26 protein-coding genes are annotated in these 24,556 nt (G+C 64.0%); 16 read left to right on the top strand and 10 right to left on the bottom strand.

Annotated features, from left to right (window positions below):
- Positions 1-157 precede the first annotated feature (157 nt).
- The 3 genes from AC5P67_RS09205 (at position 158) to AC5P67_RS09195 (ending at position 2,129) form a co-directional block, all read left to right on the top strand.
- Positions 158-502 carry a hypothetical protein gene (locus AC5P67_RS09205; protein ID WP_495214600.1) on the top strand — a complete coding sequence of 115 codons (345 nt, stop codon included), beginning with the start codon at positions 158-160 and terminating at the stop codon, positions 500-502.
- Positions 503-661: 159 nt separating this feature from the next.
- Positions 662-1,183 carry a ferritin-like domain-containing protein gene (locus AC5P67_RS09200; protein WP_005409697.1) on the top strand — a complete coding sequence of 174 codons (522 nt, stop codon included), beginning with the start codon at positions 662-664 and terminating at the stop codon, positions 1,181-1,183.
- Positions 1,184-1,220: 37 nt separating this feature from the next.
- Entirely contained in the window at positions 1,221-2,129 is a 909-nt protein-coding gene (locus tag AC5P67_RS09195) for a manganese catalase family protein (protein WP_088436490.1), read from the top strand.
- Positions 2,130-2,250: 121 nt separating this feature from the next.
- On the opposite strand, the gene AC5P67_RS09190 is transcribed toward AC5P67_RS09195, so the two are convergent.
- Positions 2,251-2,562 (bottom strand): KGG domain-containing protein, encoded by a 312-nt coding sequence (locus AC5P67_RS09190; protein ID WP_261728472.1) that lies wholly within the window; start codon positions 2,560-2,562, stop codon positions 2,251-2,253.
- 301 nt (positions 2,563-2,863) lie between these two features.
- On the opposite strand from AC5P67_RS09190, the gene AC5P67_RS09185 reads away from it, so the two are divergent.
- The 3 genes from AC5P67_RS09185 to AC5P67_RS09175 are packed head-to-tail and all read left to right on the top strand — an operon-like array spanning position 2,864 to position 4,822.
- The gene (locus AC5P67_RS09185) at positions 2,864-3,331 is read left to right on the top strand and encodes a BLUF domain-containing protein (protein ID WP_495214598.1); all 468 of its coding nucleotides are present in this window, start codon (positions 2,864-2,866) and stop codon (positions 3,329-3,331) included.
- Positions 3,328-4,095, top strand: coding sequence for a DUF72 domain-containing protein (locus AC5P67_RS09180; RefSeq protein ID WP_495214596.1), 768 nt, complete (start codon positions 3,328-3,330; stop codon positions 4,093-4,095). The genes AC5P67_RS09185 and AC5P67_RS09180 overlap by 4 nt, the downstream gene beginning before the upstream one ends.
- Entirely contained in the window at positions 4,088-4,822 is a 735-nt protein-coding gene (locus AC5P67_RS09175; RefSeq protein ID WP_150359843.1) for a DNA-formamidopyrimidine glycosylase family protein, read from the top strand. Before AC5P67_RS09180 ends, AC5P67_RS09175 begins: the two co-directional genes overlap by 8 nt.
- Positions 4,823-4,860: 38 nt before the next feature.
- Here AC5P67_RS09175 and AC5P67_RS09170 read toward each other — a convergent pair whose 3' ends face one another.
- Entirely contained in the window at positions 4,861-5,358 is a 498-nt protein-coding gene (locus tag AC5P67_RS09170; protein WP_150359842.1) for a YciE/YciF ferroxidase family protein, read from the bottom strand.
- A gap of 251 nt (positions 5,359-5,609) precedes the next feature.
- On the opposite strand from AC5P67_RS09170, the gene AC5P67_RS09165 reads away from it, so the two are divergent.
- The gene (locus AC5P67_RS09165; protein ID WP_005409690.1) at positions 5,610-5,786 is read left to right on the top strand and encodes a DUF3606 domain-containing protein; all 177 of its coding nucleotides are present in this window, start codon (positions 5,610-5,612) and stop codon (positions 5,784-5,786) included.
- Between the two features lie 13 nt (positions 5,787-5,799).
- Positions 5,800-8,349, top strand: coding sequence for a DNA ligase D (ligD, locus tag AC5P67_RS09160; protein ID WP_495214594.1), 2,550 nt, complete (start codon positions 5,800-5,802; stop codon positions 8,347-8,349).
- A 7-nt stretch (positions 8,350-8,356) separates the two neighbouring features.
- Here the strand turns inward: ligD and AC5P67_RS09155 are convergent, their stop codons facing one another.
- On the bottom strand, positions 8,357-8,617 hold the full coding sequence (locus AC5P67_RS09155) for a hypothetical protein (protein WP_224482002.1): 261 nt from the start codon (positions 8,615-8,617) through the stop codon (positions 8,357-8,359).
- A 189-nt stretch (positions 8,618-8,806) separates the two neighbouring features.
- Between AC5P67_RS09155 and AC5P67_RS09150 the strand changes: the two genes are divergently transcribed.
- Complete coding sequence (locus tag AC5P67_RS09150; RefSeq protein ID WP_005409687.1) at positions 8,807-9,256, top strand: BLUF domain-containing protein; 450 nt, start codon at positions 8,807-8,809, stop codon at positions 9,254-9,256.
- A gap of 9 nt (positions 9,257-9,265) precedes the next feature.
- Here the strand turns inward: AC5P67_RS09150 and AC5P67_RS09145 are convergent, their stop codons facing one another.
- Positions 9,266-9,496 (bottom strand): hypothetical protein, encoded by a 231-nt coding sequence (locus AC5P67_RS09145; RefSeq protein WP_024956843.1) that lies wholly within the window; start codon positions 9,494-9,496, stop codon positions 9,266-9,268.
- Between the two features lie 224 nt (positions 9,497-9,720).
- Between AC5P67_RS09145 and AC5P67_RS09140 the strand changes: the two genes are divergently transcribed.
- Positions 9,721-11,238 carry an FAD-dependent oxidoreductase gene (locus AC5P67_RS09140; protein ID WP_315974278.1) on the top strand — a complete coding sequence of 506 codons (1,518 nt, stop codon included), beginning with the start codon at positions 9,721-9,723 and terminating at the stop codon, positions 11,236-11,238.
- Positions 11,239-11,241: 3 nt separating this feature from the next.
- On the opposite strand, the gene AC5P67_RS09135 is transcribed toward AC5P67_RS09140, so the two are convergent.
- The 3 genes from AC5P67_RS09135 to AC5P67_RS09125 form a co-directional block, all read right to left on the bottom strand.
- Positions 11,242-11,664, bottom strand: a complete 423-nt coding sequence (locus AC5P67_RS09135; protein ID WP_005409684.1) for a low affinity iron permease family protein — start codon at positions 11,662-11,664, stop codon at positions 11,242-11,244.
- Complete coding sequence (locus AC5P67_RS09130; protein WP_099484624.1) at positions 11,661-11,915, bottom strand: hypothetical protein; 255 nt, start codon at positions 11,913-11,915, stop codon at positions 11,661-11,663. Before AC5P67_RS09130 ends, AC5P67_RS09135 begins: the two co-directional genes overlap by 4 nt.
- Before the next feature lie 211 nt (positions 11,916-12,126).
- Positions 12,127-12,930 carry an SDR family NAD(P)-dependent oxidoreductase gene (locus AC5P67_RS09125; RefSeq protein ID WP_049450745.1) on the bottom strand — a complete coding sequence of 268 codons (804 nt, stop codon included), beginning with the start codon at positions 12,928-12,930 and terminating at the stop codon, positions 12,127-12,129.
- Positions 12,931-13,086: 156 nt separating this feature from the next.
- On the opposite strand from AC5P67_RS09125, the gene AC5P67_RS09120 reads away from it, so the two are divergent.
- Positions 13,087-13,986 (top strand): GlxA family transcriptional regulator, encoded by a 900-nt coding sequence (locus AC5P67_RS09120; RefSeq protein WP_495214591.1) that lies wholly within the window; start codon positions 13,087-13,089, stop codon positions 13,984-13,986.
- A gap of 133 nt (positions 13,987-14,119) precedes the next feature.
- On the opposite strand, the gene AC5P67_RS09115 is transcribed toward AC5P67_RS09120, so the two are convergent.
- Complete coding sequence (locus AC5P67_RS09115) at positions 14,120-15,073, bottom strand: alpha/beta fold hydrolase (protein ID WP_099473250.1); 954 nt, start codon at positions 15,071-15,073, stop codon at positions 14,120-14,122.
- A 168-nt stretch (positions 15,074-15,241) separates the two neighbouring features.
- Between AC5P67_RS09115 and AC5P67_RS09110 the strand changes: the two genes are divergently transcribed.
- From AC5P67_RS09110 to AC5P67_RS09100, 3 genes are all read left to right on the top strand, one after another.
- A complete protein-coding gene (locus AC5P67_RS09110) occupies positions 15,242-15,811 on the top strand; it encodes a TetR/AcrR family transcriptional regulator (RefSeq protein WP_099473252.1) in 570 nt (189 codons plus the stop codon).
- Between the two features lie 61 nt (positions 15,812-15,872).
- Entirely contained in the window at positions 15,873-16,349 is a 477-nt protein-coding gene (locus AC5P67_RS09105; RefSeq protein ID WP_150359837.1) for a nuclear transport factor 2 family protein, read from the top strand.
- Positions 16,350-16,428: 79 nt separating this feature from the next.
- Complete coding sequence (locus AC5P67_RS09100) at positions 16,429-17,166, top strand: hypothetical protein (protein ID WP_150359836.1); 738 nt, start codon at positions 16,429-16,431, stop codon at positions 17,164-17,166.
- A gap of 116 nt (positions 17,167-17,282) precedes the next feature.
- Here AC5P67_RS09100 and AC5P67_RS09095 read toward each other — a convergent pair whose 3' ends face one another.
- Both AC5P67_RS09095 and AC5P67_RS09090 read right to left on the bottom strand, forming a co-directional pair.
- Entirely contained in the window at positions 17,283-17,654 is a 372-nt protein-coding gene (locus tag AC5P67_RS09095) for a hypothetical protein (protein ID WP_223846406.1), read from the bottom strand.
- Entirely contained in the window at positions 17,655-18,011 is a 357-nt protein-coding gene (locus AC5P67_RS09090) for a hypothetical protein (protein ID WP_150359835.1), read from the bottom strand.
- A 1,086-nt stretch (positions 18,012-19,097) separates the two neighbouring features.
- On the opposite strand from AC5P67_RS09090, the gene AC5P67_RS09085 reads away from it, so the two are divergent.
- Together AC5P67_RS09085 and AC5P67_RS09080 are read left to right on the top strand one after the other, a co-directional pair.
- Positions 19,098-22,238 carry a DUF6531 domain-containing protein gene (locus AC5P67_RS09085; protein ID WP_150359834.1) on the top strand — a complete coding sequence of 1,047 codons (3,141 nt, stop codon included), beginning with the start codon at positions 19,098-19,100 and terminating at the stop codon, positions 22,236-22,238.
- Positions 22,238-24,472: an RHS repeat-associated core domain-containing protein gene (locus AC5P67_RS09080; RefSeq protein WP_223846405.1), complete on the top strand. Its 2,235-nt coding sequence runs from the start codon at positions 22,238-22,240 to the stop codon at positions 24,470-24,472. Before AC5P67_RS09085 ends, AC5P67_RS09080 begins: the two co-directional genes overlap by 1 nt.
- The last annotated feature ends 84 nt before the right edge of the window (positions 24,473-24,556 follow it).

The raw sequence follows: 24,556 nt of genomic DNA, 5'->3' as shown, positions 1-24,556 counted from the left end.
ACGCCATGCGTGTGCATTGTCAGCCCGGCGCGAAGCCTCCCCCCGAGCGCGCCGCCAACCGGGTGGAGGAGGTGTGGAAGGTGCCCTGGATTTCGTTGACGGCGTCTTGGCACGCGCTGTGGATACTGCCGCCGTCCCCCGCATCGGAGATTCTGTCATGCCGCTGTCCGGAACCGATTCTGTCGCTCCAGGCGTACTGCGTGTCGAGTGCATGCCGCTCGACTGCGGCGGTGCCGCCATCGTCGTGGAGCTGGACCGGGCGCCTGAACGGGCCTGGATGAAGTCGCTGAAGCGAGCACTGCTGGCCGACGACGCCATGGAAGGCGCACAGGCCAAGTTCGATGGGCGCTTCGTCTATGTCGTGGGCGTGGATGGTGGCGGGCATCGTGCTCAACATCGGGTAATGCAGGCCGTGATGGCGGCGGGCGGCGCGTGCGCCTCGAACGCCGGGCGCCAGCGACCTACAGCCGGCGTGGGCGTATCCAGCGCACTGGCGACCTGAGAGCACCTCCTGGGTGAAACACAGGGCTGCGGATGTTATCGCCGCATCACCACTGCGTGCAGCGCCCACCTTCGACGGCTCACACCGGCCGACAGGGCGGTGATTGCCGGCGCTCCACCATGGTCTCCGGAGGCATGTCGCCCCGCACCGGAGATCGAAATGGCAGACCAGAACAACGCCCGAAGCGAGCGCCTGTTGAAGTGGCTGCAGGACGCCTACGCCATGGAGCAGGAGGCGGAGACCATGATGAAGGCCATGGCTTCGCGGATCCAGAACTATCCCCACCTCGCTGCACGGATCGCCCAGCACGTCCAGGAGACGCAGGGGCAGGCAGCCTCGCTGCGCCAGTGCATTGAAGCGCTTGGAGGAAGCGTGCCGACCGCCAAGGGACTGTTCGCCAGCATGACTGCGGCTCTCCACGCGGCCGGCACAAGCCTGATGGAAGACGAGGTGGTCAAGAGCGTAGGGCTCTCGTTCGGCTTCGAAAACACCGAGATCGCCACCTACCGGGCGCTGGTGATTGCTGCCGAGCGTGCCGCAGCGCCGGACATCGCCGCGGTCTGTGGCCAGATCCTGCAGGAAGAGATCGCCATGGCGCGCTGGCTGGAAGACCACCAGGACGGCCTGGTCGGTGCGTTCCTCAATCGCGACGAAACGCCGGGCGCGCAAGCCAAGCGCTGACCCTGAAGCCAGCACAGCCAGCTATTGGAGAAACCCCATGTTCTTTCATCACAAGAAGCTGATGTACACCGTGCGCGTGCGCGAATCCAACCCGCAGCTCGCCAGCCTCATGCTTGAACAGTTCGGCGGCCCGCAGGGCGAGCTTGCTGCCGCCATGCGCTACTTCACCCAGGGACTCGGCGAATGCGATCCAGGCCGCAAGGACCTGCTGATGGATATCGCCACCGAAGAGATCAGCCATCTGGAGATCATCGGCACCATCATCGCCATGCTTAACCGCGGGCCGAAGGCCATTCAGTCCGAAGGGCTTGCCGAGGCCGAGGATATGCGGCTGCTGGGGCAGAACAGCACCAGCCATACCGAGCAGATCCTGTACGGTGGCGGGCCGGCACTGGTCAATTCCAGCGGGGTGCCGTGGACAGCGGCCTACATCGACTCGATCGGGGAACCTACCGCCGATCTGCGCTCGAACATCGCTGCGGAAGCGCGCGCCAAGCTGGTGTATGAGCGCCTGATCAACGTCACCGACGACCCCGGCATCAAGGATGCGCTGCGTTTCCTGATGACGCGCGAGATCGCGCACATGAAATCATTCGAGAAGGCGCTGCACAGCATCCAGCCCAACTTCCCGCCGGGCAAGCTGCCGGGGGACCCTGCGTTCACCGATCTGTACATGGACATGTCGCAGGGCGACGGCGCCGACGACCTGCAGGGCAGCTGGAACAGCGGCGAGCTATGGGAGCGGGTCAGCGACCGCGAGGCACAGACCGCTGTGGATGGTGGCGACGGCGGCGGCACGGTGGGCCTGGACGCGCGCGAACAAGCGGCGGTGCAGGCCATGGCCCTGCGTACACTCTCCGACCCGGAAGCGCGGCCGACCACCGGGGCCGAGCTGGGGGCCGGCCCGGGCGCGGGAGCACTGGACCTGCCACCACGCGAGCCGTGAAAGAGCTGGGGCGCCCATCTGCGGCGCCCCAGTGGCGAAGCCCTTGATCAGCGTCAAGGCGTACGAAAGTGGGCGGACATCACGTCCGCCCACGAAGCGGTACATCTGGCTTCAGGCGCGATCAGCGCTGCTGGCCACCGCGGTTGTTGCCGCCACCGCGCTCCTGCTGTTGCTGCCCGCCGCCCTGGTTTCCACCCCCGCGGCTGTTCTGGCCGCCTTCGCGGCCGATGTCCGCCATGTGCTGGCGATCCTGGCTCACCGCTTCGCCGCCCTTGCGGCCGGCTTCGCGTGCTTCTTCCGAGCTGAATTCATGGGCGTTGCCTGACTCGTGCGCGGCACGTCCACCCTTGGCGGCGATCTCGCGCTGCTTGTCCTCGTCCATCGAAGCGAAACCGCGGTTGCTGTTGCCCTGGTTCTGGTTCTGGTTGGCCATGGAAAGTCTCCCTGGGTTGAGCCGCCTGAGTGGCGGCAGGGACCATCTTCCAGATCCGGCGCTAGACCGCGGTGGCATGACCGCCAACGTGGCGTCATCCGGAAGCCCACGATTCCTCATCCGGTCTCCACGAAACGTGGTGCACGCGCGTGTGCGCCGCAGGCGCGCCCGCCGCGCTCGATCACGTGTCAAGGCGATGCGGCGGGCCCGCGCCTCAACTCGACGCAGCCTCTACGCCGGCCTCACTGCACATACGACCCGCGTCGCTAAGGTAGAGCCGTCTGCAACAACCGGTGGTGCCATGCCTTTTCGTGCGATTGCCTATGTGAGTGAAGCGTCCCCAAGCCTGACCGAAGAGCGGCTGCAACGGCTTGTGGCCGAGGCGGTGCAGTTCAACGAATCCGTCGATGCCACCGGCACGTTGCTTTTCGACGGCTCGCGCTTCCTGCAGTATCTGGAGGGCCCGGAGGCCGGGATCAATGCGGCGTACACGCGCATTCTCGCGGCCGGCAGCCACAGTGGGATCGTCGAGCTGAACCGGGGCAGGGTGGGGCGGCGGCAGTTTCCGCACTGGCGGATGCGCAGCGTGCGGGTGGATGAGCTCGCGCTGGGAAAGATCGCCATCTCTGACTGGACCGGCTTCGTGCGCAGCGCGTCGGCGCTGGAGTCGGGCGCCAGCGCACTGGATCGTCTCCTGTCGGTCTCGCAGTTGCAGACGGATGCAGGTGCGGGAGACACCCTGGAACCGTACGGGCAGCTGGTACGATGACGGCGGCGGCCGCCCCGCGTGCATCCGCTCCACTGCGTGTCGGCTGTGCGGGCTGGTCGCTGCCGCGCGCGGATCAGGAAGCGTTCGGGGCGGGCGACACCGCGCTGCAGCGCTACGCCACACGCCTGCCGATGGTGGAGATCAACTCATCCTTCTATCGACCGCACCAGGCCAGGACCTATGCGCGATGGGCGGCGAGCGTGCCGGAGGGCTTCCGGTTCGCGGTGAAACTGCCGCGAGAGATCAGCCATGAGCGTCGGCTGCGCGACGCAATGCAACCGCTCGAGCGGTTCCTTGAAGGCGTGCTGGAGCTGGGTGAAAAGCTCGGGCCGTTACTGCTGCAGTTGCCGCCGAGCCTGGTGTACGACACGGCCACGGCCATAGCATTCCTGCGGGGCCTGCGCGCGCGTACCCAGGCCGATGTGGCGTGCGAGCCGCGCCACCCGAGTTGGTTCACGCCGGAAGTGGATGCGCTTCTGAGCGCGCATGGCGTGGCACGGGTTGCCGCGGATCCGGCACGTGTGCCGGCGGCAGCGACGCCCGGCGGTGACCGCGCGTGGAGCTACTGGCGCTGGCACGGCCAGCCACAGATCTATCGCAGCGCCTACGACGAACCCACCCTTGCCCACCTTGCGCGGCAGCTGCTGGCCGAGGCCGACGCGAAACGACCCGCCTGGTTCGTACTGGACAACACCGCACTGGGTCACGCCACCGGCAACGCCCTGCACCTGCAGGCGCTGCTGCAGGAGAAGGAACATGCCTGAAGGCCCTTCGATCGTCCTGCTGCGCGAAGCAGCGAGCCACTTCAAGGGGCACGTGGTCCGCGCCGTCTCCGGGAACAGCCGGGTCGACCTGTCGCCGCTGCAGGGCCGAAGGGTCAAGGCGGTCCGCAGTTGGGGCAAGCACTTCCTGCTGGAATTCAGCCGCCACACGCTGCGCGTCCATCTGATGATGTTCGGCAGCTGGCGCATCGACGAACGGAAGCCAACCCCGGCGCGTGTATCCCTGCGGTTCGACAATGGCGATCTGAACTTCTATGCGTGTTCCGTGCGGCTGATCGACGAGCCGTTGGACGAGGTCTACGACTGGCGCGTGGACGTGATGAACGATGCATGGGATCCGAAGCTGGCCCGGCGCAAGCTGAAGGCAATGCCGGACGTCATGGTTTGCGATGCGCTTCTGGACCAGACGGTCTTTGCCGGCGTGGGCAACATCATCAAGAACGAGGTGCTGTTCCGTATAGGCGTGCACCCCGCCACGCGGCTGGGCGACCTGCCACCGCGCAGGCTCACCGCGCTGATCACGCAGGCCCGCGCCTACAGCTTTGATTTCCTGCAGTGGAAGCGCCGTTTCGAGTTGAAGAAGCACTGGCAGGTACACACGCGCAGGATCTGCCCGGCATGCGGCGGCCCGATCAGCAAGCTTTACATGGGCACCACCCGGCGGCGCACGTTCTTCTGCCCGAACGACCAGGTGCTGTACCAACCCTGAGGCCGCCGTCCATGGCGGCCGGCTTCGGCGCGCGTCGATCAGGCGGCCTGTGCCGCCTTGGCATTGTCGCCGCCCTTGGCCAGCAGGGTGAGCTTCTCGTCGGTGGCCTTCTCTTCCTCAAGCGTCTCCAGCAGCAGCGGAAGGGCGTCCTTGTAGCCCAGCTGCTTGGCCAGCGCGGCGATGGTGCCGTAGGACGCGATCTCGTAATGCTCGACCTTCTGCGCGCCGCCGATCAGGGCGGCATCGCGCACAGGGCCCTTGTCGATGCTGTCGATCACTTCCTTGCCTTCCTCCACCAGACCTTCCATCGCCGCGCACTTGATGCGCTTCAGCCGGATGCCGAGAACCTCCACCACCTGGTCGATGCGCTCGATCTGGCCCTGGGTTTCTTCCAGGTGCGTTTCAAATGCTGTGGCCAGGTCAGGGTTCTCGGCCGCACGGGCCAGGCGCGGGAGGGCCTTGGTCAGCTGCTTTTCGGCGCTGTAGATATCCGAGAGTTCGTGGATGAACAGGTCTTCCGCTGTCTTGATAGCCATGCTGGGCTCCGCTGTGAGTGGAGCGCTCAGCGTAGGTCCCGCCCGGTTGCGATCAGGCGGGGGCCAGGTGAAGGCGGCATGTGAACGCCAACGCGAGCCCTGCGCGTTGTCTTCACGAGGTGGCGTCTGTCGCCCGCCTGCCGCAGTCCCGATACAGGCAGGCCTTCGCCGTCGCTTCACGGTGGCATCGCCTGGTGCCCATGGGCCGACCGGTACGGTCACTTCACGCCCGATCACGCGTGGAGACTCCCATGAGCGATGACAAAAAGAACACCGGCAGCCCGGACCGGGATCGCATCAACGTCAACGAAGACTATGAACTGCAGTACTGGACCACGACGCTGGGTGTGTCAGCCGAGGAACTTCGGGCTGCGGTCGCCGAGGTCGGGCCCACCGCCGCTGCTGTACGCAAGCACCTGGGAAAGTAGCGCGGAGCTGCCCATGTCACTGGTCGAGTACCGCCGCAAGCGTCGTTTTGACCAGACCAGGGAGCCCGAACCGGGCAAGGCGCTGCCAAAAGGCCAACGCGCCATTTTCGTGGTGCAGTTGCATCATGCCAGCCGCAGGCACTACGACTTCCGCCTGCAGGTGGGTGACGCGCTGAAGAGCTGGGCCGTTCCCAAGGGCCCCAGCTACGACCCGAAGGTCAAGCGCATGGCGGTGGAGGTGGAGGATCATCCCGTCGACTACGCAGCATTTGAAGGCGAGATTCCCAAAGGCCAGTATGGCGGCGGACATGTCGCCCAGTTCGACCACGGTGTGTGGGCCACGCAGGGCGACCCGGAAGCCCAGCTTGCCAAGGGCCATCTACGCTTCGAGCTGTTCGGCGCCAAGCTCAAGGGTGGATGGCATCTGGTCCGTTCCGGCAAGCCTGCGCGCCAGCCACAGTGGCTGCTGTTCAAGGATGACGATGAATTTGCCAGCGACATCGAGGCAGACGATCTGCTGGCGGATGTTGCTGTAGCGTCCCCGGAGGACCTGAAGCGTGCCGGGGCCGGAAAGACCGCGAAGAAGAAACTCACGGTCGTACCCCCCACACGCACCCGACGAAAGAACTGGGCGAAGAAGGCCCTGGCGCTCAGCAAGGCGAAAAAGGCGGCAGCGCCGTCCGGGCCGTTTGAGCCGCAGTTGGCCAAGCTGGGCGAAGCGCCGCCCCAGGGCGCGCAGTGGGTGCATGAGATCAAATGGGATGGGTACCGCATCCTTGCCACGGTGGCTGAGGGCAACGTGCAGCTGTGGTCTCGGAACGCACTGGAATGGACCGGCAGGCTGCCTGAAATACGTGACGCGATCGCGGCACTGGGGCTCACCTCGGCGGCACTGGACGGTGAGCTCATCGCCGGCGCCGGCACCAAGGAAGACTTCAACCTGCTGCAGGCCACGCTCTCCGGCGAGCGGCAGGGCGTCCTGACGTATGCATTGTTCGATCTGCTGCATCTTGATGGCGTGGACGTCGCCGATGCGCCCTTGCTGGAACGCAAGGCCCTGCTGCACTCCGTGCTGGAGGGGCAGGGCAGGCCATTGGCGTTCAGTTCGCATGTGCAGGGGGATGGCGACGAGGCCTATCGCCTGGCCGGTGAGCAGCACTTCGAAGGCATCATTTCCAAGCGCGCCGATCGCAGCTACCACAGCGGCCGCAGTGAGGATTGGCGAAAGACCAAACAGCTGGCCAGCGACGAGTTCGCGGTGGTCGGATACACCGCGCCGAAAGGCAGCCGCACCGGGTTCGGCTCGCTGCTGCTGGCGCGGCCAGACCCGAAACATGGCTGGCTCTACGTCGGCCGCGTCGGGACCGGGTTCTCGGACGAACTGATCGGCGAAGTCAGCAGGCGCATCGAAGGCGGCGGCGGCCGCAAGCCGACGGCGCACGTGCCCACCCAGGACACCGACCTTCGCGCCGCGACCTGGTTCGCACCGCGTTTCGTGGTGGAGGTCTTCTATCGCGGGATTGGCGGGCAGAAGCTGTTGCGCCAGGCATCGCTGAAGGCGGTACGGGCGGACAAGGACATCGCCGATCTCGAAGATTCCGATCGCTCCGGGCCGGCCATGGCCTCTGGTGGACAGCCCGCATCCAGTCGTCCTGCGCGCGATACGAAAAAATCACCCGCTACCGGCCGCACACCGCCCGCGCTTTCGTCCCCCGGCAAGATCCTGTTTCCTGGCGATGGCTACACCAAGCAGGAGGTATGGGACTACTACGCAGCAGTGATGGAGCACCTCCTGCCCGAAGTGGTTGATCGTCCGCTGTCGATCATCCGATGCCCCAGCGGCACCGCAAAGCCCTGCTTCTTCCAGAAACACCACACAGCCGGGCTGGAACTGGTCGATCCGGTAAGGCTGAAGGAGGAAAGCGGCATCAACGCCCATTACCTGGTGGTGCGTGACGCGGCCAGCCTGCTTGAACTGGTGCAGTTCAACGCGTTGGAGTTCCACCCCTGGGGCAGCCACGCCGAAGCGCCCGACAAGGCTGACCGGGTGGTGTTCGATCTGGATCCAGGACCGGACGTACCCTTTGCAGAGGTCAAGAAGGCGGCAATCGACATCCGCAAACTGCTGGCGCAGCTGCAGCTGGAATCGTTCCTGCGTGTCTCCGGCGGCAAGGGCCTGCACGTGGTGGTGCCGCTCAACCCGGGATGCGACTGGGACCTGACCAGGCGCTTTGCGAAGGGCTTCGCCGATGCGCTGGCGCAATCCGAGCCCCAGCGATTCCTGGCAACGGCCACCAAAAGCCTCCGCAACAAGCGGATCTTCGTCGACTACCTGCGCAACGGGCGCGGTGCCACGGCAGTCGCGTCCTACTCGCTGCGGGCGCGGCCGGGCGCACCGGTCGCGTTGCCGATCGCCTGGGGCGATCTGGCGAAACTCAAGCGTGCGGACGCGTTCACGATCAAGGACGTGCCAGCAAAGCTCAAGCGGCGGCGCAAAGACCCCTGGGCCGGCATCGGGAAAGTGAAACAGAATCTGGCGCGCTGGGCGCAGGCAGACCCGTAGCCCGCGCCTACGCGTCGGATCCCTGCGCGCTGCCGGGCAGGACATGATCGCATTCGACCAGCCGCGCGTTGCTGACCGTCTGGCGCGAAGGACAAGCGCCGCACACCAGCGTCGTTCCACCGGGCACCGCCCCCAACGCGTCCCCCGACAACTGTGTAATCCCGCCGCAAGTGTTGCAGCGCACGCGAATGGACCTGACGCGCTCAATACCCTGCACGCCGGAAACAGCGTCCAGCTCCAGAACATGGAAAAGGCCGGTATTGGGCATGGGGCGCTCCCGAGTCATCTGGCCCAAGCGTAAACGATCCACGGCATGGGCGGTGTAGGCGTCCTGCATGCCGTTTGTCAGCTGGAACCCAACTGATTCACAAAATGCACATGATGGGAACAACTGCGGGGCGCAGCTGGCCTATCCTACGGCCACGGAATCTGGGGGGATTCGCTACAGGAGCAGTTAATGCCGATCAGGGCAGTCGCATACGTCAGCGAAGCGGGCCCAGCCGTCGCTGGTGATCCGTTCGGCCTGGGCAGCGGAAAGCTCGACGATCTGGTCGATGATGCCGCCCGCTTCAACCGCAGTGCCGGCGTCACCGGCGTCCTGCTGTTCGACGGCAGCCGCTTCCTGCAGTACATGGAGGGGCCCGAAGACGGCTTGAGGGTGGCGTATTCGCGGGTGGTGGGCGCCTCCAGCCATACCGGGCTCATCGAGTTGCAGCGCGGCAGGGTGGGCAACCGGCGGCTCCCGTTCTGGCCGATGCGCTGGCTGCCCACCCAACCCGAGCAGTTGAAGCTTCTTGCCCGCGCGGACTGGTCAGGGTTCGCCCAGCACAGCGGTGACGATGCGCCAACCGAGACGGCGATGGATATCCTGGCCAGGTTGGTGGAACCCTACGCGGTCGCGGCGTGATCCACCGGCCTAGCGGCCTCCATAGCGCGCCGCGCATGGAATCTCTCCGCTGCACGCGTTGAGGTGCCCGGTGCGCATCACGCAATACAGCCGGGCCTCCGGGTCTGCACTGGCAGCAATGTAGTCCAGTGCCTCGGCAAGCATGCGGACGAACTGCTGCTCGGGGTAGAACGCTGCCCAGGTCGGCAGCAGTTCGTCCAGTTGCGCGATCATCAGATCGATTTCCAGGTGCGTGCTCACTGCCTGATCCTCCTTCCAGGCACGTTAGCTACCACGCTGCAAGCAGAGAGTTGCGGTTCGCAGAGGCGACACAGGCGTGTTGCCCACGCAGCGCTCATCTGGCCTTGACCATGGCGTTGATCGTCGCAGCGCGTGAGCATCATCTGCACGGCCGCGCCACCCTCGTTTCACCCGGCAAGGCGTATCAGAGAGGCCTCCCAGCTGAAGCTGCAAGGATCCCTTTCATGTCCGAACCGTTCCCGCGCGCCAGCTTATGGTCAGCTGACACCGAGTCGCATTGCTTCCGCCCCCTTGCCGGCACGACGCGCGCGGACGTGCTGGTGGTGGGCGCCGGCATGACCGGCCTGCTGACAGCGGCCCGCCTGGCGGATAGCGGCCTGGATGTGCTGGTGGTCGATGCGGGGCCGATCGGCGGGCGTAATACGGTGATGTCCACGGGCAATCTTTACGCGCCCGTCTCCCGGCTGGCAGAACTGGTCTCGCGCTGGGGCGGCGACACGGCCAGTCGCATCGTGCAGTGGCGGCAGCAGGCGCTGCGCGCCATCGAGACGCTGGTTCATCGCTACGATCTGCGTTGCGGCTTCGAACGCGTGGCCATGCAGTACGGCATGCAGGAGCGCACGCGCGAGGTGACGACGCGATTCGAGCGTGAGCTGCAGGCCTATCAGCGCGTGGGCCTGCAGTGCGAACACCAGCAGTCAGGTCTGCCATTCGCATTGGGCCACGCGTTCCGTGTTCCCGATCAGGCGCAGTTGGATCCGGCGGCCTTCTGCAGGGAGCTGGCGCGACACCTGGTGGGCCGGGTGCGCATCCACGACTGGACCCAGATCAACAGCATCGAGGCATCAGCAGGCGTTGCCACCGCCTTTGGCGGCCGCATCCATGCCAGGCACTTCGTGCTCGCCACCCACTCGCCAGCAGGGTTCAACCTGGTGCAGGCCGAGATGGAGGTGTACCGCGAGTACGGCGTGGCGGTGCCGGTTGCCAATCCGCCAGCGGCAGGTATTCATTGGATCGCCGATCGGCACCGCTCGCTGCGCGGGGTGCGCGGTACTGATGGCCGCGACTGGCTGGTGCTGGTCGGCGAGACACATCGCACCGGCGAAACCCCGGTGATGGATCCGGCACAGCATCTGGTCGCCGACGCGCGTCGCAACTTCACCGTGCAGGGCGAGCCGCTGTGCTGGTCGGCGCAGCAGTTCCGTGCAGCCGACCAGTTGCCCTACATCGGCAGCAGCGCGCACGACAATGTATGGGTCGCCACCGGCTATGGTCCCGATGGCTTGACCTGGGCGGGCGTGGCCGCTCGTGCGATCACCGAGGGAATCATGGGCACGACCAGCGAGATCGAGAAGCTGCTAAGCCCCATGCGCTTCACGCCAGTGCGCTCGGCGGCCGGCTGGGCCCGTACCAATGGCACGGTTGCACGGCACATGGTGGGAGATCGCCTTGGTGCTGCGCCGTCGCACTCGCCCAGCGAGTTAAGCCGTGGCTGTGGCGCACTGCTGGACGTGGATGGAAAGCGGACCGCCGTCTACCGCGATGAGCACGGTCAACTGCATGCGATGTCGGCGCTGTGCCCGCACCTCAAGTGCGTTGTCCAATGGAATGGCCATGAACGCACATGGGATTGCCCATGCCATGGCAGCCGCTTTTCCGCCACCGGGGCGCTGCTGGAAGGCCCCGCCCGGCAGGGCCTCACGCCAGAACCGCTGCAGGCAGAGCAGCCGCTGCAGCGGTGACCCTCAGGCTTCGGCGGCCGCATCCGCCTCGCAGGGCATGCAGCGTTCCTTCTTGGACTTGATGTCTGCAGCGGTCTTCGCCAGTGCCTCGTAACGCTGGCGAATCTCTTCAAGGTGCGCCGGTTCCATCGACTCCAGGTTCAACAACTCCTGGTTGGCGTCCTTGCTGACCCGGATCAGTTCATCCAGCTTGATGTGCAGCGCGGCCGTATCGGCATTCTGCGTATGCTGGATCAGGAACACCATCAGGAAGGTCACGATGGTCGTTCCCGTGTTCACCACCAGTTGCCACGTATCATTGAAGTGGAAGGCCGGCCCGCTGGCGGCCCAGGTGATGATGACCCCCAGCGCCGCGACGAATGCGCCCAGGCTGCCGGACAATCGTGCCGTCGCGGCCGCGACCCGGGCGAAGCCGCGCCGGATCACTCGTCACCTCCCGCGGCCTCCTCATCCGTTCGACGATCTGGCAGCCTGACCCGCTCACCCAGGCGCTTGGCCTGCTCTTCCGGCGTTGGCGCGGCGACGAAGGGGGAGATCGGATCACTGGCAGGGAAGGTTTCCTGCAGCGCTTCGTCATGATTGCGGTGGTTGTGCAGCTTTGCCTGCAGCGGGCTGACAGGATCGGGGTGCTGCGCTTCCGCGTCCGGGTGGGGGAGGTCTTTCTGATCGCGTTGCATGGTGAATCTCCAGGTTGATCACCACCCCTCAGGTGGCCGGCCCAGCATAGGAGTGCGCTGTGAGCGGCCCCATCAAGGGCGGGGCAACGTGGCGTCAAACCTTCAGGCAACACGCGTTAACAATCAGCAGGGCGGGGAGCGTAGCGCTCAACGCGACGCCGCCCGGCCATCGCTCCATCCCCTGCACCGGGCATTGCAACCCGTTTGCCGGTCAGACCCTGCTCATATAGCGCTGTGCCGGCTGCGCACGCGAAAGCCCCGGCGCCATGGCTTTGCGTGCATGCTCGAAGGCGTCCCACTCAGCGATGTCCGGAAGCGCCGGAATGGTCACACGTTCGCCCTGTGCCAGCCCGGCCAGGGATGCATCCACCATGTCCTCGGCGCTCATCACGATGCCCTGCGGCAAGTGCTCCACCGGCAGGCCGGAGAGGTGCCAGAAGTCCGTTGCGGTGGCCCCCGGCAGCACAACCTGGACGCGCACGCCCTTGTCGGCCAGCTCATGGTGGAGCGACTGCGAAAACGCCAGAACGAACGCCTTGCTTCCCGCGTAGACGCCGTTGAGCAGCTCGGGCGCCAATGCGACGATGGAGGCGATGTTGATGATCGTGCCCCGGCCATGGGCCACGAACACCGGGGCGGCGGCGTAGGCCAGGCGCATCGCGGCGTTTACGTTGAGCGTGATCATACGCTCCATCTCGCCGATGTCCGACTGCAGCAGGGGAGCCGTTGCGCCGATGCCGGCATTGTTGACCAGCAGTCGGATATCCGCTCGGTCTCGAATGACCTTCTCAACTTCGGCAAGCCCGTCGGAGGTGGTCAGGTCGGCCGCGACAATGTCCACTGCGCGGCCGGTGCTGCGGGCCAGTGCTTCGGCCAGTTGGCGCAGGCGGTCGCCGCGTCGCGCAACCAGGATCAGGTCGTATCCGGCGCGGGCCAGGCGATCGGCATAGACCGCGCCGATGCCTGACGATGCGCCGGTGATGAGAGCGGTGCCTTGAGGGGTAGGGTTGTTCACGGTGGTCAGTCCGAAGCGGCGGGCGTCGCCGGGGTCAGGGCCAAATCTAGGCCGGCTTGTGAATGGCGTAAATGTCGTATATACCTCGTTTACGGCCACCCCTGAAAAACCGTCATGCTCAGTGTTGGATTTGTCCTGCCATCCGGGTTCCAGACCATGGCGATCGCGGCTGCGTCCGCCTTCGAACTGGCGAATGCCACCGAAGGCGCGCGCCTTTACGATCTGCACATGCTCTCCGAACAGGGCGGGCTGGTGCCCAGCTCGCTTGGCATGGCCATGCAGACGGCGCCGCTGGCTCAGCAGCCGCTGGATACTCTGATCGTGGCCGGCCTGCTGGAGCCAGCCCCGTCCACCGGCACGCTGATCGAACTGATCCGCCAGGCGGCCACGCGCGCGCGCCGGACCGCGTCGGTGTGCACAGGCGCCTTCATTCTTGGCGAAGCGGGGCTGCTGGACGGGCGGCGCGCCACCACGCACTGGTTCCACGCCCGTGTGCTCAAGCAGCGCTTTCCCGCCGCGCAGGTGGAGGAAGATCGCATCTTCATCACCGATGGCCCGATCTGGACTTCCGCCGGCATGAGCGCGGGGCTGGACCTGGCGCTTGGCATGATCGAGAACGACTTCGGTGCGGAGTTGTCCAGGGCGGTGGCCCGGAAGCTGGTGGTCTATCACCGCCGTGGAGGCGGGCAGTCCCAGCATTCGGTGCTGCTCGAGCTGGATGCCCGGTCCGATCGCATCCAGAATGCGCTGACCTTCGCGCGTGGCAACCTGCGCGCCACCTTGTCGGTTGAAGAACTGGCGCAGGCCGCACATCTCAGCACGCGTCAGTTCAGTCGCGCGTTCCGCGAAGAAACCGGGCAATCCCCTGCGAAGGCGGTGGAGAGCCTGCGCGTGGAGGCCGCTCGCGTGCTGATCGAGCAGAGCCGCTACACGATGGATGAAGTCGCGGCCGAAACGGGCTTCGTTGACACCGAACGCATGCGAAGAGCGTTCCTGCGCGCCTTCGGCCAGCCCCCGCAGTCCCTGCGGCGCAACGCGCGGGGCGGGGCGGACTGAGTTCGTCTTTGCGGGGACCTGTGCGGAGCCGAGCCATGCCCGGCTGCCGATGTCCGACACGAAAAGGGCCGCATGGAGGCGGCACCCTGCAGGATGAAACGGGCTCCGGCGCAGTGCCGGAGCCCCCTGTTGCTCACTTTTCCTGCAGGAACGTCAGCAAGTCCTGGTTGACCTTGTCCTTGTGGGTGTCGGTCAGGCCATGCGGCGCACCCGGGTAGACAATCAGCCTGGCGCCCTTGATCAGCTTTGCCGACTGGCGGCCCGAGATATCGATCGGTACGATCTGGTCGTCATCACCGTGGATGACCAGCGTTGGCACATCGAACTTCTTCAGGTCCGCGCGGAAGTCGGTGGCCGAGAACGCAGCGATCGAATCGTAGGTGTTCTTGTGGCCGCCCTGCATGCCCTGCGCCCACCACGCATCGATCAGCCCCTGCGACACCTTCGCGCCCGGGCGGTTGAAGCCATAGAACGGGCCCGACGGAATGTCCTTGTACAACTGGGCGCGGTTGTCCATCTGTGCCTTGCGGATGCCATCGAACACTTCGATCGGCAGGCCGTTGGGGTTGTCGGCGGTCTTCAGCATGAACGGCGGCACCGAGCTGATCAGCACGGCCTTCTTCACTCGCCCGGTGCCATGCCGGCCGATGTAGCGCGCCACCTCGCCGCCACCGGTAGAGAAACCCACCAGGGTCACATCGTGCAGGTCCAACGTATTGATCACCGTGGCCAGGTCATCAGCGTAGTGATCCATATCGTTGCCGTCCCACGGCTGGCTGGAACGACCGTGGCCACGACGGTCATGCGCGATCACGCGGTAGCCATGATTGGCCAGGAAGAGCATCTGCGATTCCCAGCTGTCCGAATTCAACGGCCAGCCGTGGCTGAAGGTCACGACCGGGCCGTCCTTTGGACCCCAATCCTTGTAGTACAGCTGCACGCCATCAGCGGTGGTGATGTAGCTGGCGGTGCGCGCGATGGCGGTGGCCGCCGCCGGCTTGGCCGGTTCGGCGGCCTGTGCGGACAGGCCGGCCTGGACCGAGAGGGCGAGGGCGGCAACGGCCAGTGAGCGGGCGAGGGTATTCATGCGGGAACTCTCATGGGTGGGTGGTGAGACGTACTTTGCGCCTGCAACCAGGCGTCCGGGTGATGCACTGTCCGGATTTCTTGATAGATCGTCTTGCACAGATGTGCGCGCACGAATCGCCCGCCACCGCCTGTTGACGAGGGAGAATGATCGTTCTACCTTGTGGCCATGAGCAAGGCCACCACCGACACCCAACAGAGGATCCTGGCCACGGCCGAGGCACTGATCTACCAGAACGGGATCCACGCCACCGGCATGGACCTGCTGGTGAAGACCTCAGGCGTGGCGCGGAAGAGCATCTACCGCCATTTCCAGAACAAGGACGACGTGGCCGCCGCCGCGTTGAAGGCGCGCGATGTGCGCTGGCTGGCCTGGTTCCGGCAGGAGTGCGACAAGGCGGACACTCCGGAAGCGCGCATCCTCGGCATGTTCACCGTGCTCAGGAACTGGTTCCAGTCCGAGGGCTATCGCGGTTGTGCGTTCATCAATACTGCGGGCGAGGTCGGCGACCCGGCCGATCCGATCCGGCAGATCGCGCGTGATCACAAGCAGAAGCTGCTCGATTACACATTGGAACTTACCGGACAACTGGATGTGGAGCAGCCGGCGGACTTGGCTCGCCAGCTGCTGGTCCTGATGGAAGGCGCCATCACCCTGTCGCGCGTGACGGGTGATTTCGACGCCGCAGACACCGCGAAGGATGTCGCGAAGCTGTTGTTGGAACAGGCCAAGCGTTAGCGCCTGAGTACGCCAGATCCCTTGAAGCAACCCGTGTATCCATTTCGATTGGAGGCCCCCCGTGTCCGCTGAACACCCCCGTCCGCCGCTTCCTCCGTTCACCCTTGAATCGGCCACGCTGAAGGTGCGCCTTGCCGAGGATGGCTGGAACTCCCGCGATGCCGACAGGGTGTCGCTTGCCTACTCGCTCGACACCCAGTGGCGTAACCGCGCCGAATTCACCAATGGCCGGGAGGAAGCCCGGCAGTTCCTGGCACGCAAATGGAACAAGGAGCTCGAGTACCGCCTGATCAAAGAGCTCTGGGCCTTTACCGAAAACCGCATTGCTGTCCGCTACGCGTACGAATGGCACGACGACTCCGGCAACTGGTTCCGTTCCTATGGCAACGAAAACTGGGAATTCGGAGAGGACGGCCTGATGCAGCGCCGTTTCTCGTGCATCAACGACCTGCCGATCAAGGAAAGTGACCGCAAGTTCCATTGGCCGCTGGGGCGTCGCCCGGATGATCACCCGGGGTTGTCTGAGCTGGGTATGTGATTCCCGCTGAGGCACCATCCGAAGCGCGCTCGGGTACGATGAGACCGCCGGCATCCGCGCCGGCGGGCAAGGGGGCGCAATGGACATGCAGGCAGGGGGCGGATTCGATCCTCCGGCAAAGACCGATTCGCAGGAACTGACATTCCACTGGCTCTACCAGCGGGTGCAGGGGCTGGTTGAGCACAGCATCTACCCCAGGGCGGGCAGGGTGGAGACGTGGGCGTTTCGCATCGGCGTGGGTGCGGCAATCACCGGCGTTCTGACTGCTCAGCTTCCGGATCGATGGCTGCCTGCTGGCACAGTGCTCCAAGTGGTTATTGCCTGCCTGGCAATCGAAATCGGAGGTTTCATTGTCGGGGGCGTCTTGGCCGCCCGCAGAGGCATTCGCCAGTTCAGCCAGCCTCGGCTCTCGCACGCCCGGGAGATGGATGAAGACTTTGCTCACTGGCAATCGGTGGTGACCGAGCTTCGCGGATTCCCGCGCGTCCAGCGCGAGCGGCGACTCAAGTTCGTCAGCACCTTGCGCACAAACATGATTGAGCGCATGGGCATGATGTATGGCGGGCTGCAGCGCCTTGGGCCATTTCCGCTATTGATCGCGCTCTACGTACAGTTCCGCGGATGGAAATGGGGCGATTGGGCGAGCGTGTTTGACGTCAGTCTGCTCGGAGCACTGCTGATCTTTGGCATGGTACTGCTGTATGTCGTGGGCTGGATGTTGATCAGCTTACGCACCCGGCTGGACACCTACGTTGCCTTGTTGGAGGGTTCCATCCACGAACCCGAACCCGAACCCTCCCAGCCAACGCCTTTGTAGGGTCGAGCCCTGCTCGACTACTGCCTGCCGCACCGCGCGCCATCAGGCACCTCGCCAGCAAGGGCCCGCCGCACCCGATCCATCAAGACAGGCTCCGGCACACCAGCCAACACCTGCTACAAGTAGTCCACCGGTTCCATCTGCCATTGAAGAAGCGCCCGCAACCGCACAACGTCGGGCGCCCGCTGCCGGGCGTCCAGTGAAACCTGCAGGAGCAGATAGTGCGAGCGCCTCTCCACCCACAGCACCGGGACGCCCCTGCAATAGATCTGCAAAGTGGCGTCTTGACGTTGTTCAACGAACTCAAAGCCCTGCTGTGGCCGCGCTTCCACAAACTGCCTTGCCTGTCGGCGAAGCAGTGAAAAGCGATCGTCAGGGATGCTCTGGAATGCGAGCTGCTCAGGCCTCGGCGGCACCGGCCACTGAATCTGTACCGCAACCACCACTGCAAGGCAAAGCACCATGGTCGCCCAGCGGCACCACGCCACTCAGCCCTCCGGATGCAGCCGCGTACTGGCGTGTGCGGTGAGGCCGAGTCCTGCCATGATCAGGCCCTCCATCACCCGCGGGCCGACGTACTGTTCCAGCTCGCCGTTCTCGCGGGCGCGCTGCGCGGCCAGCAGGATCTCCAACACCACGCGAAGGCCGGCCAGCGAGCAGTCGGTATCCGCCAGGGCGATGCGTCGGCCGGGCATCTGATGGCGTTCCGGCCACGGCTGACCATCGGATGCGGCGCCGGAGCCGATGCTGTGCAGCAGAGCGATGAGGCTGTTCGGGTCCAACGCAGGGCCGTTTGCGGGCGCATCGTGGATCGAGTGCGGGGCAGGGGACTGGGGCTGGGTCATGGCTGGGCTCCTTGCGTGCATGCAGAAGCCGCCACCGATAAAGGTGGCGGACGGTGCGAGGTTCGAAACCCGGTCTACGCTAAACCGGCAGGCACAAGGCCTCCGCGCACCGCCCGCCATAGCCGGCCGACGGATTGCCAGCCGGCACCACCTGACGGGTGATGCCGGCTGGCAAGCGTTTACTTCAGCGTAGAACCGGGGTTTCGAATCCCGGCCACCCGTTTCCGGTGGCACGCAAAGGAATACGCCCGGTTGTGCGCGATGCCAATGCAGTAGGGCTGATGCCGACACCACTTTCAACACTTTCAGAATCGTTGCATATGACGAAAAACAGCTGGAGCCCCGGACTGCAAGGGTATCGGCTGCATTTGTGACACAAGTCCGCCTCCTATTGTCAGTGGTTAGTAGCGCCACCGTTAGGGCGTATGCGACAGGCCGAGGTCCGGCTGGCTTCCGTCAACATCCCTCACTCCGCGCGGGCGCCGGACCTCAGGCAAGCCGCCTGCCAGTCGGATGCGCCGTAAAGCTGATGACTCCTGGAATTGGATTGCGATATGGGAATGCACGCAACCCCGTCGTTGCTGGGCCGGCGCCCTGTCTGGCACAGGGGCATTGAGTAGTAGGGGCGCAGCCGGGCGTGACGCGTCACGTTAATTGACTCTAATTCGCATAGCCGCATGACCCGGTCGCCGGAAGGTGCTGCCAGCGCTGCTGGATGCGGCGAAATTGCGCGCAATGGATGCCCGTTCGCGGTGTCTTCATTGGTAAGGAAAGGAAGGAGACAGAATTTCTGCCTACCTGACAGTACCGGCTTCGTAGTGCCGTGCTTCATCGGTTGGCGATCAAGCGCGGAGCCCCTTGCCTATCACACTTCACAGATCTTCCACTTTGCTTAATGTGCTGTTAGCTTTCACAAATATGAGTGCCACATTCAGGCGACGTTCGCCAAGTGCGAATCACCCCCAATAGGAACCCGGAGAGAGCATGAAGCTCCGCACGACAGGTAAGTCCCGTTCCAGAGTTCTACTTTTCCTGCCCGCACTCAGCTTCTGTGGAGGCTTGATAAGCAGTCCTCCAGCGACCGCCATGAAGACCATGGACAAGGTCGAAACGCGAATGAGGCACTGGGATCCGTTCTCGAGCTCTTTCTCCTGGCTTGAGCCAGGATTGGGGCCCGGAGACTCTCTTGGCGACTTTGGCGGTGGTGGCGGTGGCTCGGAGCCCACGCAGACCGCCAAAGAGCAGGAGACCGACGATCGTAGCGGAGACTGCGGAGAAGCCAAGGGCAATCCGGTCATTCTCTACACCGGCAACAAGGTGGAGCATGAGCTCGATTTCGCCAGTGGCGGCGAAATGGGTCTGTATCTGCAGCGCAGCTACAACCATCACTGGAGTGCAACCGGGCTGTTCGGCAATCACTGGCTGAGCAGTTTCGACTACTCGATCGTGCTCTCTGCCGACCAGTACACCGCTTGGAATCAACGACCGGATGGTCGCCGGATCAAGTTCCTGCTGGACCCGGCCACCGGGCGATGGAACGAAGACAAGGCACAGCCAATCGCCTACATCGTCAAGAACGCGGACGGCAGCTACACGCTGCATAACGACGAGAACGGCACCGAACGTTACAACACGGATGGCTACATCATCCAGCTGCGCAACGAGCAGGGTGTGGCCTGGGATTTTGCATACAACAGCAAGTATCTGCAGACGGTCACCCATGCGTCCGGTCGCCAGGTGAAGTTCACCTGGACAGGCGGGCAGGTAACACAGGTGACCGACCCGGCCGGCAATGTCTATCAGTACAACTATTCGCCGAATGTATTCGGGGCAGGGCGGGGGCGGCTGGCGTCAACCACGCTGCCAGGTGCCCCCACGACAACCGTTACCTATCACTACGAAGACAACCGTTATCCCGGCGGCCTCACCGGCAAGTCGTTCAACGGCGTGCGCTATTCCACCTTCGCCTACGACGCCGAAAGGCGCGCGATCCTTTCGGAGCATGCCGGCGGTGTTGACCGCCACCTCTTCAGCTATGTTGTCGAAAGCACAGAGCCCGTTCTGCCTCCGCCGTCACCCACTCGGCCAGGTGGCCCGTACTCGGAGGAAGAGCGGGGTTGGTGCGAAGGAGGCGTGTGCTACCAGCCGCTCTCGCTGCCGGGTGGCAGCGTTCCCCTGGCGATGTCCGCCGGCTCCTCTGGGCAGGGCAATGCCGCACTCTCTGCAACATCCGACAGCAAGCAGCGCCCGGTCAAGATCAAGACCATCGAGACCAATCCTCTGGGGCGCATAACCACCTATGCCTATGAGGATGGTCGGCAGACGTCGGTGGCCGGGGCCGCATCACCGCGTTGCGCCGCCAGCTACAAGGAGCGCAGCTACGACGCGAACGGATACCCCGATCTGGTTCATGACTTCGCCGACAACCTCACCGACTTCGACTACAGCCCGCAGGGCTATCTGCTGAAGCAGACAGAGGCAACGGGCACTCCCACCCAGCGCACCACAACGTTCGAATGGGATACCGCCCGGAATCGTCGAACCAAAGTGACAGTGGCAGGCGATCAGGAAGCATCGTACACCTATGATCCGCGTGGCAATGTAGCATCGATAACCGTGCGCAACCTCAGCTCGAAGGGCGTTGCCAATCAAAGCAGAACCACGAACTACAGTTACACCTACCACGCCAATGGCCTGAAAGCATCGATGAAGGTCGATGGGCCCTTGGCCCAGGACGATGTCACCTCCACCTTCAGCGCCCAGGGCGACCTGCTCAGCATCACCAATGCACTCGGGCATAGCACTGGATTCAGCGGCTACAACGGCCTGGGCAGGCCGACGCGGGTAACACAGGTCAATGGCCAGCACAGGGAGTACAGCTACGATGCGCGCGGCCGGGTGACGAGCCAGCGCGACAGCGTCGGCAGCAGCTGGGCGACCACCACATACGGGTTCGACGGCGCAGGCAATCTCGCCAGCCTGACCCGGCCGGACGGGGTCATCGAGCGCTATCAGTACGACGCTGCGCGCCGCTTGCAGTCGGAAGTAAAGCCACTTGGCGATGGCACCTACGCCTGGACCCGATACAGCTACGATGCCGCCTCGAACGTCACCCGCAAGGAAATCGCCCATACCGACTATCCGCTGGGAAGCACCGTCATGGGCGTGATCGATGAGCTGACCCACGACGAAAGCTGGAACTGGTTCCTGCGGGGCTGGGCATGCAGCACCGGCTCAAACAGCTCCATCGACGTGCATGGTTATGTCGATGGCGGCACATTCCTGGGAGGGGCCCAGGCAAGCCTCGCCAGTGAGACCGGCGTCGCCGCAGCCTGCCAGGCCAACGGAAGCGCCTATCGATTCCAGTTGCCGATTTCCCTGGCCCAGCGCCAGCAGTTCGGCGGAAAAACCGTCACCATCTACGGACTTTCACCGCAGGGCGTCGCGTTCAACAAACCACTCGGCAACTCGGGCGCCTTCGCCATTCCCACCGCAACCGTCATCGGCGATGTCGCCGGCGTCAGCAATGATGCGGGCTGGAATTACTATGTCGAGGGCTGGGCCTGCTCGGTGGGGGTGAACACCTCCATTGATGTGCATGCCTATGTTGGAGGCCCTGCAGGGGCAGGCACCTTCGTTGTCTCAGGCAGGGCAGATCTGGCCAGTGACGCCGGCATTGCCAACGCTTGCCAGGCCCAGGGCTCGGCGTATAGATTCCGGCTGCCATTGAGTACGGCAGTGCGCGAGGCCCACGCCGGTAAGCCAGTTTTCATCCATGCGATTTCTCCTGCGGACCAACAGCATCTACTCATCAACCGATCGGGAAGCTTTGCGGTTCCTGCGATCGTTCGCAGTGCCGAGTTCATCACCTTCAATGCCAATCCGGAATACATCCAGGGCGGCGGTGGCAGCACGCTGACGGCACAGGTGCGCAATACCGGCAACGTCATCTGGGACGGCAACACCTACCTGGCCTGGGGCCTGGAACGACTGGACCAGAGGCGCGGACTGCCCGGCAATATTCCGCCCGGAGGCGTGGCAACGTTCGCCATTGAAGTGGAGCCGCCGAACCCCGGGGGTACCGGCAGCTGGGTTTACACCTATGTCGCACAGATGGCGACGGGCGGGGCAGGGTGGGGGCCGCGGCCGACAGTCAGTATCGGCGTGGAGAACGTCATGGGTGGATGTTCCGGCCCGTCTGGCCTTGATTGCGAGGTGCCGCGCTGATGTCACTGATCACATTGACTCTCATGGCGATGAATACCGTCATGGTTGCGACCAATTACGAGTATGACGAGCTCGGCAGGGTGATTGCCGAGACTTCCGCCAGCGGCTTGAACGTGCGTTACAGCTACGACGCGGAAGGGCGCGTCACGCAGATCACCGATTCGCAGAACCGGGTGACGAAAATGAGCTATGACCCGTTGGGGCGCATGGTTCAGTCCATCGACGCTGCGAATGGGACCACCAGTTTCTCTTACGATTCCGGCGATCGTCTGACGCGGATCAGTGACCCGCGAGGCCTGACCACCACGTACGAGTACGACGGGTTTGGCCAACTGTGGAAGCAGAACAGCCCGGATACGGGTGTCACTGATCATCAGTACGATGCGAGCGGTTTGCGTATCGCCACTGTCCGGAATGACGGAAGCGCAGTTGGGTACGGATACGATGGCCTGGGACGCGCGACGAGCATCACTGCCGAAGGGCAGCAGCAGACATTCAGCTACGACAGCTGCATTGGCGGGAAAGGAAGGCTGTGCGCCTCCAGTGCGCCAGGGGCGAGCAACAGCTTCACCTACAACGCCGAGGGGCAGATGACCAGCCGCAAGGATCGCAGCACGCTGGGCGGCGCCACGGTAGAACAGACCACGTCGTACGCGTTCGATGCCTTGGGGCGGCTTTCAACTCTCACCTATCCCGATGGTGCGATAGCCCGCTACTCCTACACTTCACTGGGGCAGGCAAAGTCGCTGCAACTTACGATTGGGGTGACAGCGTACACCGTCATCGCAGACACTACCTACACTGCTATCGGTACCCGAAAGAGCCTTGCACATGGCAATGGGCTTACTCGCACCTACGCGCTGGATTCCAGCGGGCGGCTGGAGGCCATGGCAGTAAGGCGACCGGACACTAGTCCGGTGAGTCGCACGAACTACAGCTACAACGCAGACAACGAGATCACCCGCATCGGCGACGATGTCGATGCCAGTCGCACCCAGATATTCGGCTACGACGCGCTTAGCCGGCTAACCCAGCTTCAGCGCGCTGGCGCAAGCCACACGCTGGGGTACGATGCTGGCGGGAATTACAATAGCTACCTGACGGGCAATCAGCTCACCACCTACAACATCGATCCGCTGAGCAACCGAATCCAAGGGTACACCGCCCCCGGCGTAAGCCGCAGCTACCAGTACGATGGCCTCGGAAACCGCATCAGCGAGACTGACGGCGCCAGCACATCGAGTTGGACCTATGGGCCATTCAATCGCATGGAGCAGAGCAACATTGGAGGGCTGTCGACCCAGTACCTGCTCAATGCATTTGGACAGCGGGTAGGCAAGCGCAACAGCCAGAGTGCCAGCCTGTATTTCTACCAGGGGCAGAACCAGCTGCTCGCCGAGCAGACCCAGGCTGCGTGGACGAACTACCTGTGGTTTGACGGTGAGCTGGTGGGCATTGCGCGCAGTGGGCAGATAAGCCATGTGCATACCGACCATCTGGGGCGACCAGAGCACGCGACCAACAACAGCCAGCAGATGGTATGGAAGGCGTACAACTACGCGTACGGCAGAAGCGTGCTGCTGGACAACATCGGAGGGTTGAACATCGGCTTCCCGGGGCAGTACTACGATGCCGAGAGTGGGCTGTGGTACAACGGATTCCGGGACTACGATGCGACCATTGGGCGCTACGTGCAGAGTGATCCCCTGGGGCAGGCAGCGGGAGGCAATACATATGCTTATGCTGGCGGGAATCCGATCATGAGGGTTGACCAGCTGGGATTGAAGGACTGCGAATGCCTTTCTGCATCATTCAGTGAGATCAGAAGTCAGCTGCCAAGCAAGAGCGTCGCTAGCCAAGTTTCGGATGGTGTTGCAAGCTACATTGACGGCGTGGCTTGGGGCGGGACGGCGCTAGCGGCCCAAGCTGGTCTGCTGGGTCAAACCCCTCTGCGGGAAGCATTTGATACAAATGCCCAACTAGGCGTCGTTCGAGATCAAGCCCTGTCGCATCCAGGGCAAACGGCAATTGCAGTTGGTGCGGTTGCCACAAAGTATCCTGCACAATTGATAAGTCGTGGATTGTCGGGAAGCGCGGTTGGCTACGGATTCTCCCTTCCAGTGGGCGCCTCAGTTTCGATCCTGGCCGCGTACGGATCCGCTTTCAAGGGTGTCCACCATAATCCGCAAGCTGTTGCCGCCGCTGCGATCGTAGGCGAGGAAGTGTGCAAATGATAAACCCGCTATCTTTCACTTGCCCTTGCTGCGGAAATCCAGGAATAAGATTCTCCCTCTGGCAATGTTTGCGTCAAACCGCGA

The organism is Stenotrophomonas sp. YJH_SMC_21 (assembly GCF_059369555.1).
This window is presented reverse-complemented; position numbering and strand designations above follow the sequence as displayed.

Bases quoted from the DNA above. Each gene is read 5' to 3' on its own strand.
- AC5P67_RS09120 (WP_495214591.1), top strand. From the start codon at position 13,087: ATGGCGATCGCGGCTGCGTCCGCCTTCGAACTGGCGAATGCCACCGAA.
- ligD (WP_495214594.1), top strand. From the start codon at position 5,800: ATGTCACTGGTCGAGTACCGCCGCAAGCGTCGTTTTGACCAGACCAGG.
- AC5P67_RS09185 (WP_495214598.1), top strand. From the start codon at position 2,864: ATGCCTTTTCGTGCGATTGCCTATGTGAGTGAAGCGTCCCCAAGCCTG.
- AC5P67_RS09110 (WP_099473252.1), top strand. From the start codon at position 15,242: ATGAGCAAGGCCACCACCGACACCCAACAGAGGATCCTGGCCACGGCC.
- AC5P67_RS09080 (WP_223846405.1), top strand. From the start codon at position 22,238: ATGTCACTGATCACATTGACTCTCATGGCGATGAATACCGTCATGGTT.
- AC5P67_RS09115 (WP_099473250.1), bottom strand. From the start codon at position 15,073: ATGAATACCCTCGCCCGCTCACTGGCCGTTGCCGCCCTCGCCCTCTCG.
- AC5P67_RS09085 (WP_150359834.1), top strand. From the start codon at position 19,098: ATGAAGACCATGGACAAGGTCGAAACGCGAATGAGGCACTGGGATCCG.
- AC5P67_RS09100 (WP_150359836.1), top strand. From the start codon at position 16,429: ATGGACATGCAGGCAGGGGGCGGATTCGATCCTCCGGCAAAGACCGAT.
- AC5P67_RS09190 (WP_261728472.1), bottom strand. From the start codon at position 2,562: ATGGCCAACCAGAACCAGAACCAGGGCAACAGCAACCGCGGTTTCGCT.
- AC5P67_RS09140 (WP_315974278.1), top strand. From the start codon at position 9,721: ATGTCCGAACCGTTCCCGCGCGCCAGCTTATGGTCAGCTGACACCGAG.
- AC5P67_RS09150 (WP_005409687.1), top strand. From the start codon at position 8,807: ATGCCGATCAGGGCAGTCGCATACGTCAGCGAAGCGGGCCCAGCCGTC.
- AC5P67_RS09130 (WP_099484624.1), bottom strand. From the start codon at position 11,915: ATGCAACGCGATCAGAAAGACCTCCCCCACCCGGACGCGGAAGCGCAG.
- AC5P67_RS09170 (WP_150359842.1), bottom strand. From the start codon at position 5,358: ATGGCTATCAAGACAGCGGAAGACCTGTTCATCCACGAACTCTCGGAT.
- AC5P67_RS09090 (WP_150359835.1), bottom strand. From the start codon at position 18,011: ATGACCCAGCCCCAGTCCCCTGCCCCGCACTCGATCCACGATGCGCCC.
- AC5P67_RS09155 (WP_224482002.1), bottom strand. From the start codon at position 8,617: ATGCCCAATACCGGCCTTTTCCATGTTCTGGAGCTGGACGCTGTTTCC.
- AC5P67_RS09200 (WP_005409697.1), top strand. From the start codon at position 662: ATGGCAGACCAGAACAACGCCCGAAGCGAGCGCCTGTTGAAGTGGCTG.
- AC5P67_RS09195 (WP_088436490.1), top strand. From the start codon at position 1,221: ATGTTCTTTCATCACAAGAAGCTGATGTACACCGTGCGCGTGCGCGAA.
- AC5P67_RS09180 (WP_495214596.1), top strand. From the start codon at position 3,328: ATGACGGCGGCGGCCGCCCCGCGTGCATCCGCTCCACTGCGTGTCGGC.
- AC5P67_RS09205 (WP_495214600.1), top strand. From the start codon at position 158: ATGCCGCTGTCCGGAACCGATTCTGTCGCTCCAGGCGTACTGCGTGTC.
- AC5P67_RS09175 (WP_150359843.1), top strand. From the start codon at position 4,088: ATGCCTGAAGGCCCTTCGATCGTCCTGCTGCGCGAAGCAGCGAGCCAC.
- AC5P67_RS09165 (WP_005409690.1), top strand. From the start codon at position 5,610: ATGAGCGATGACAAAAAGAACACCGGCAGCCCGGACCGGGATCGCATC.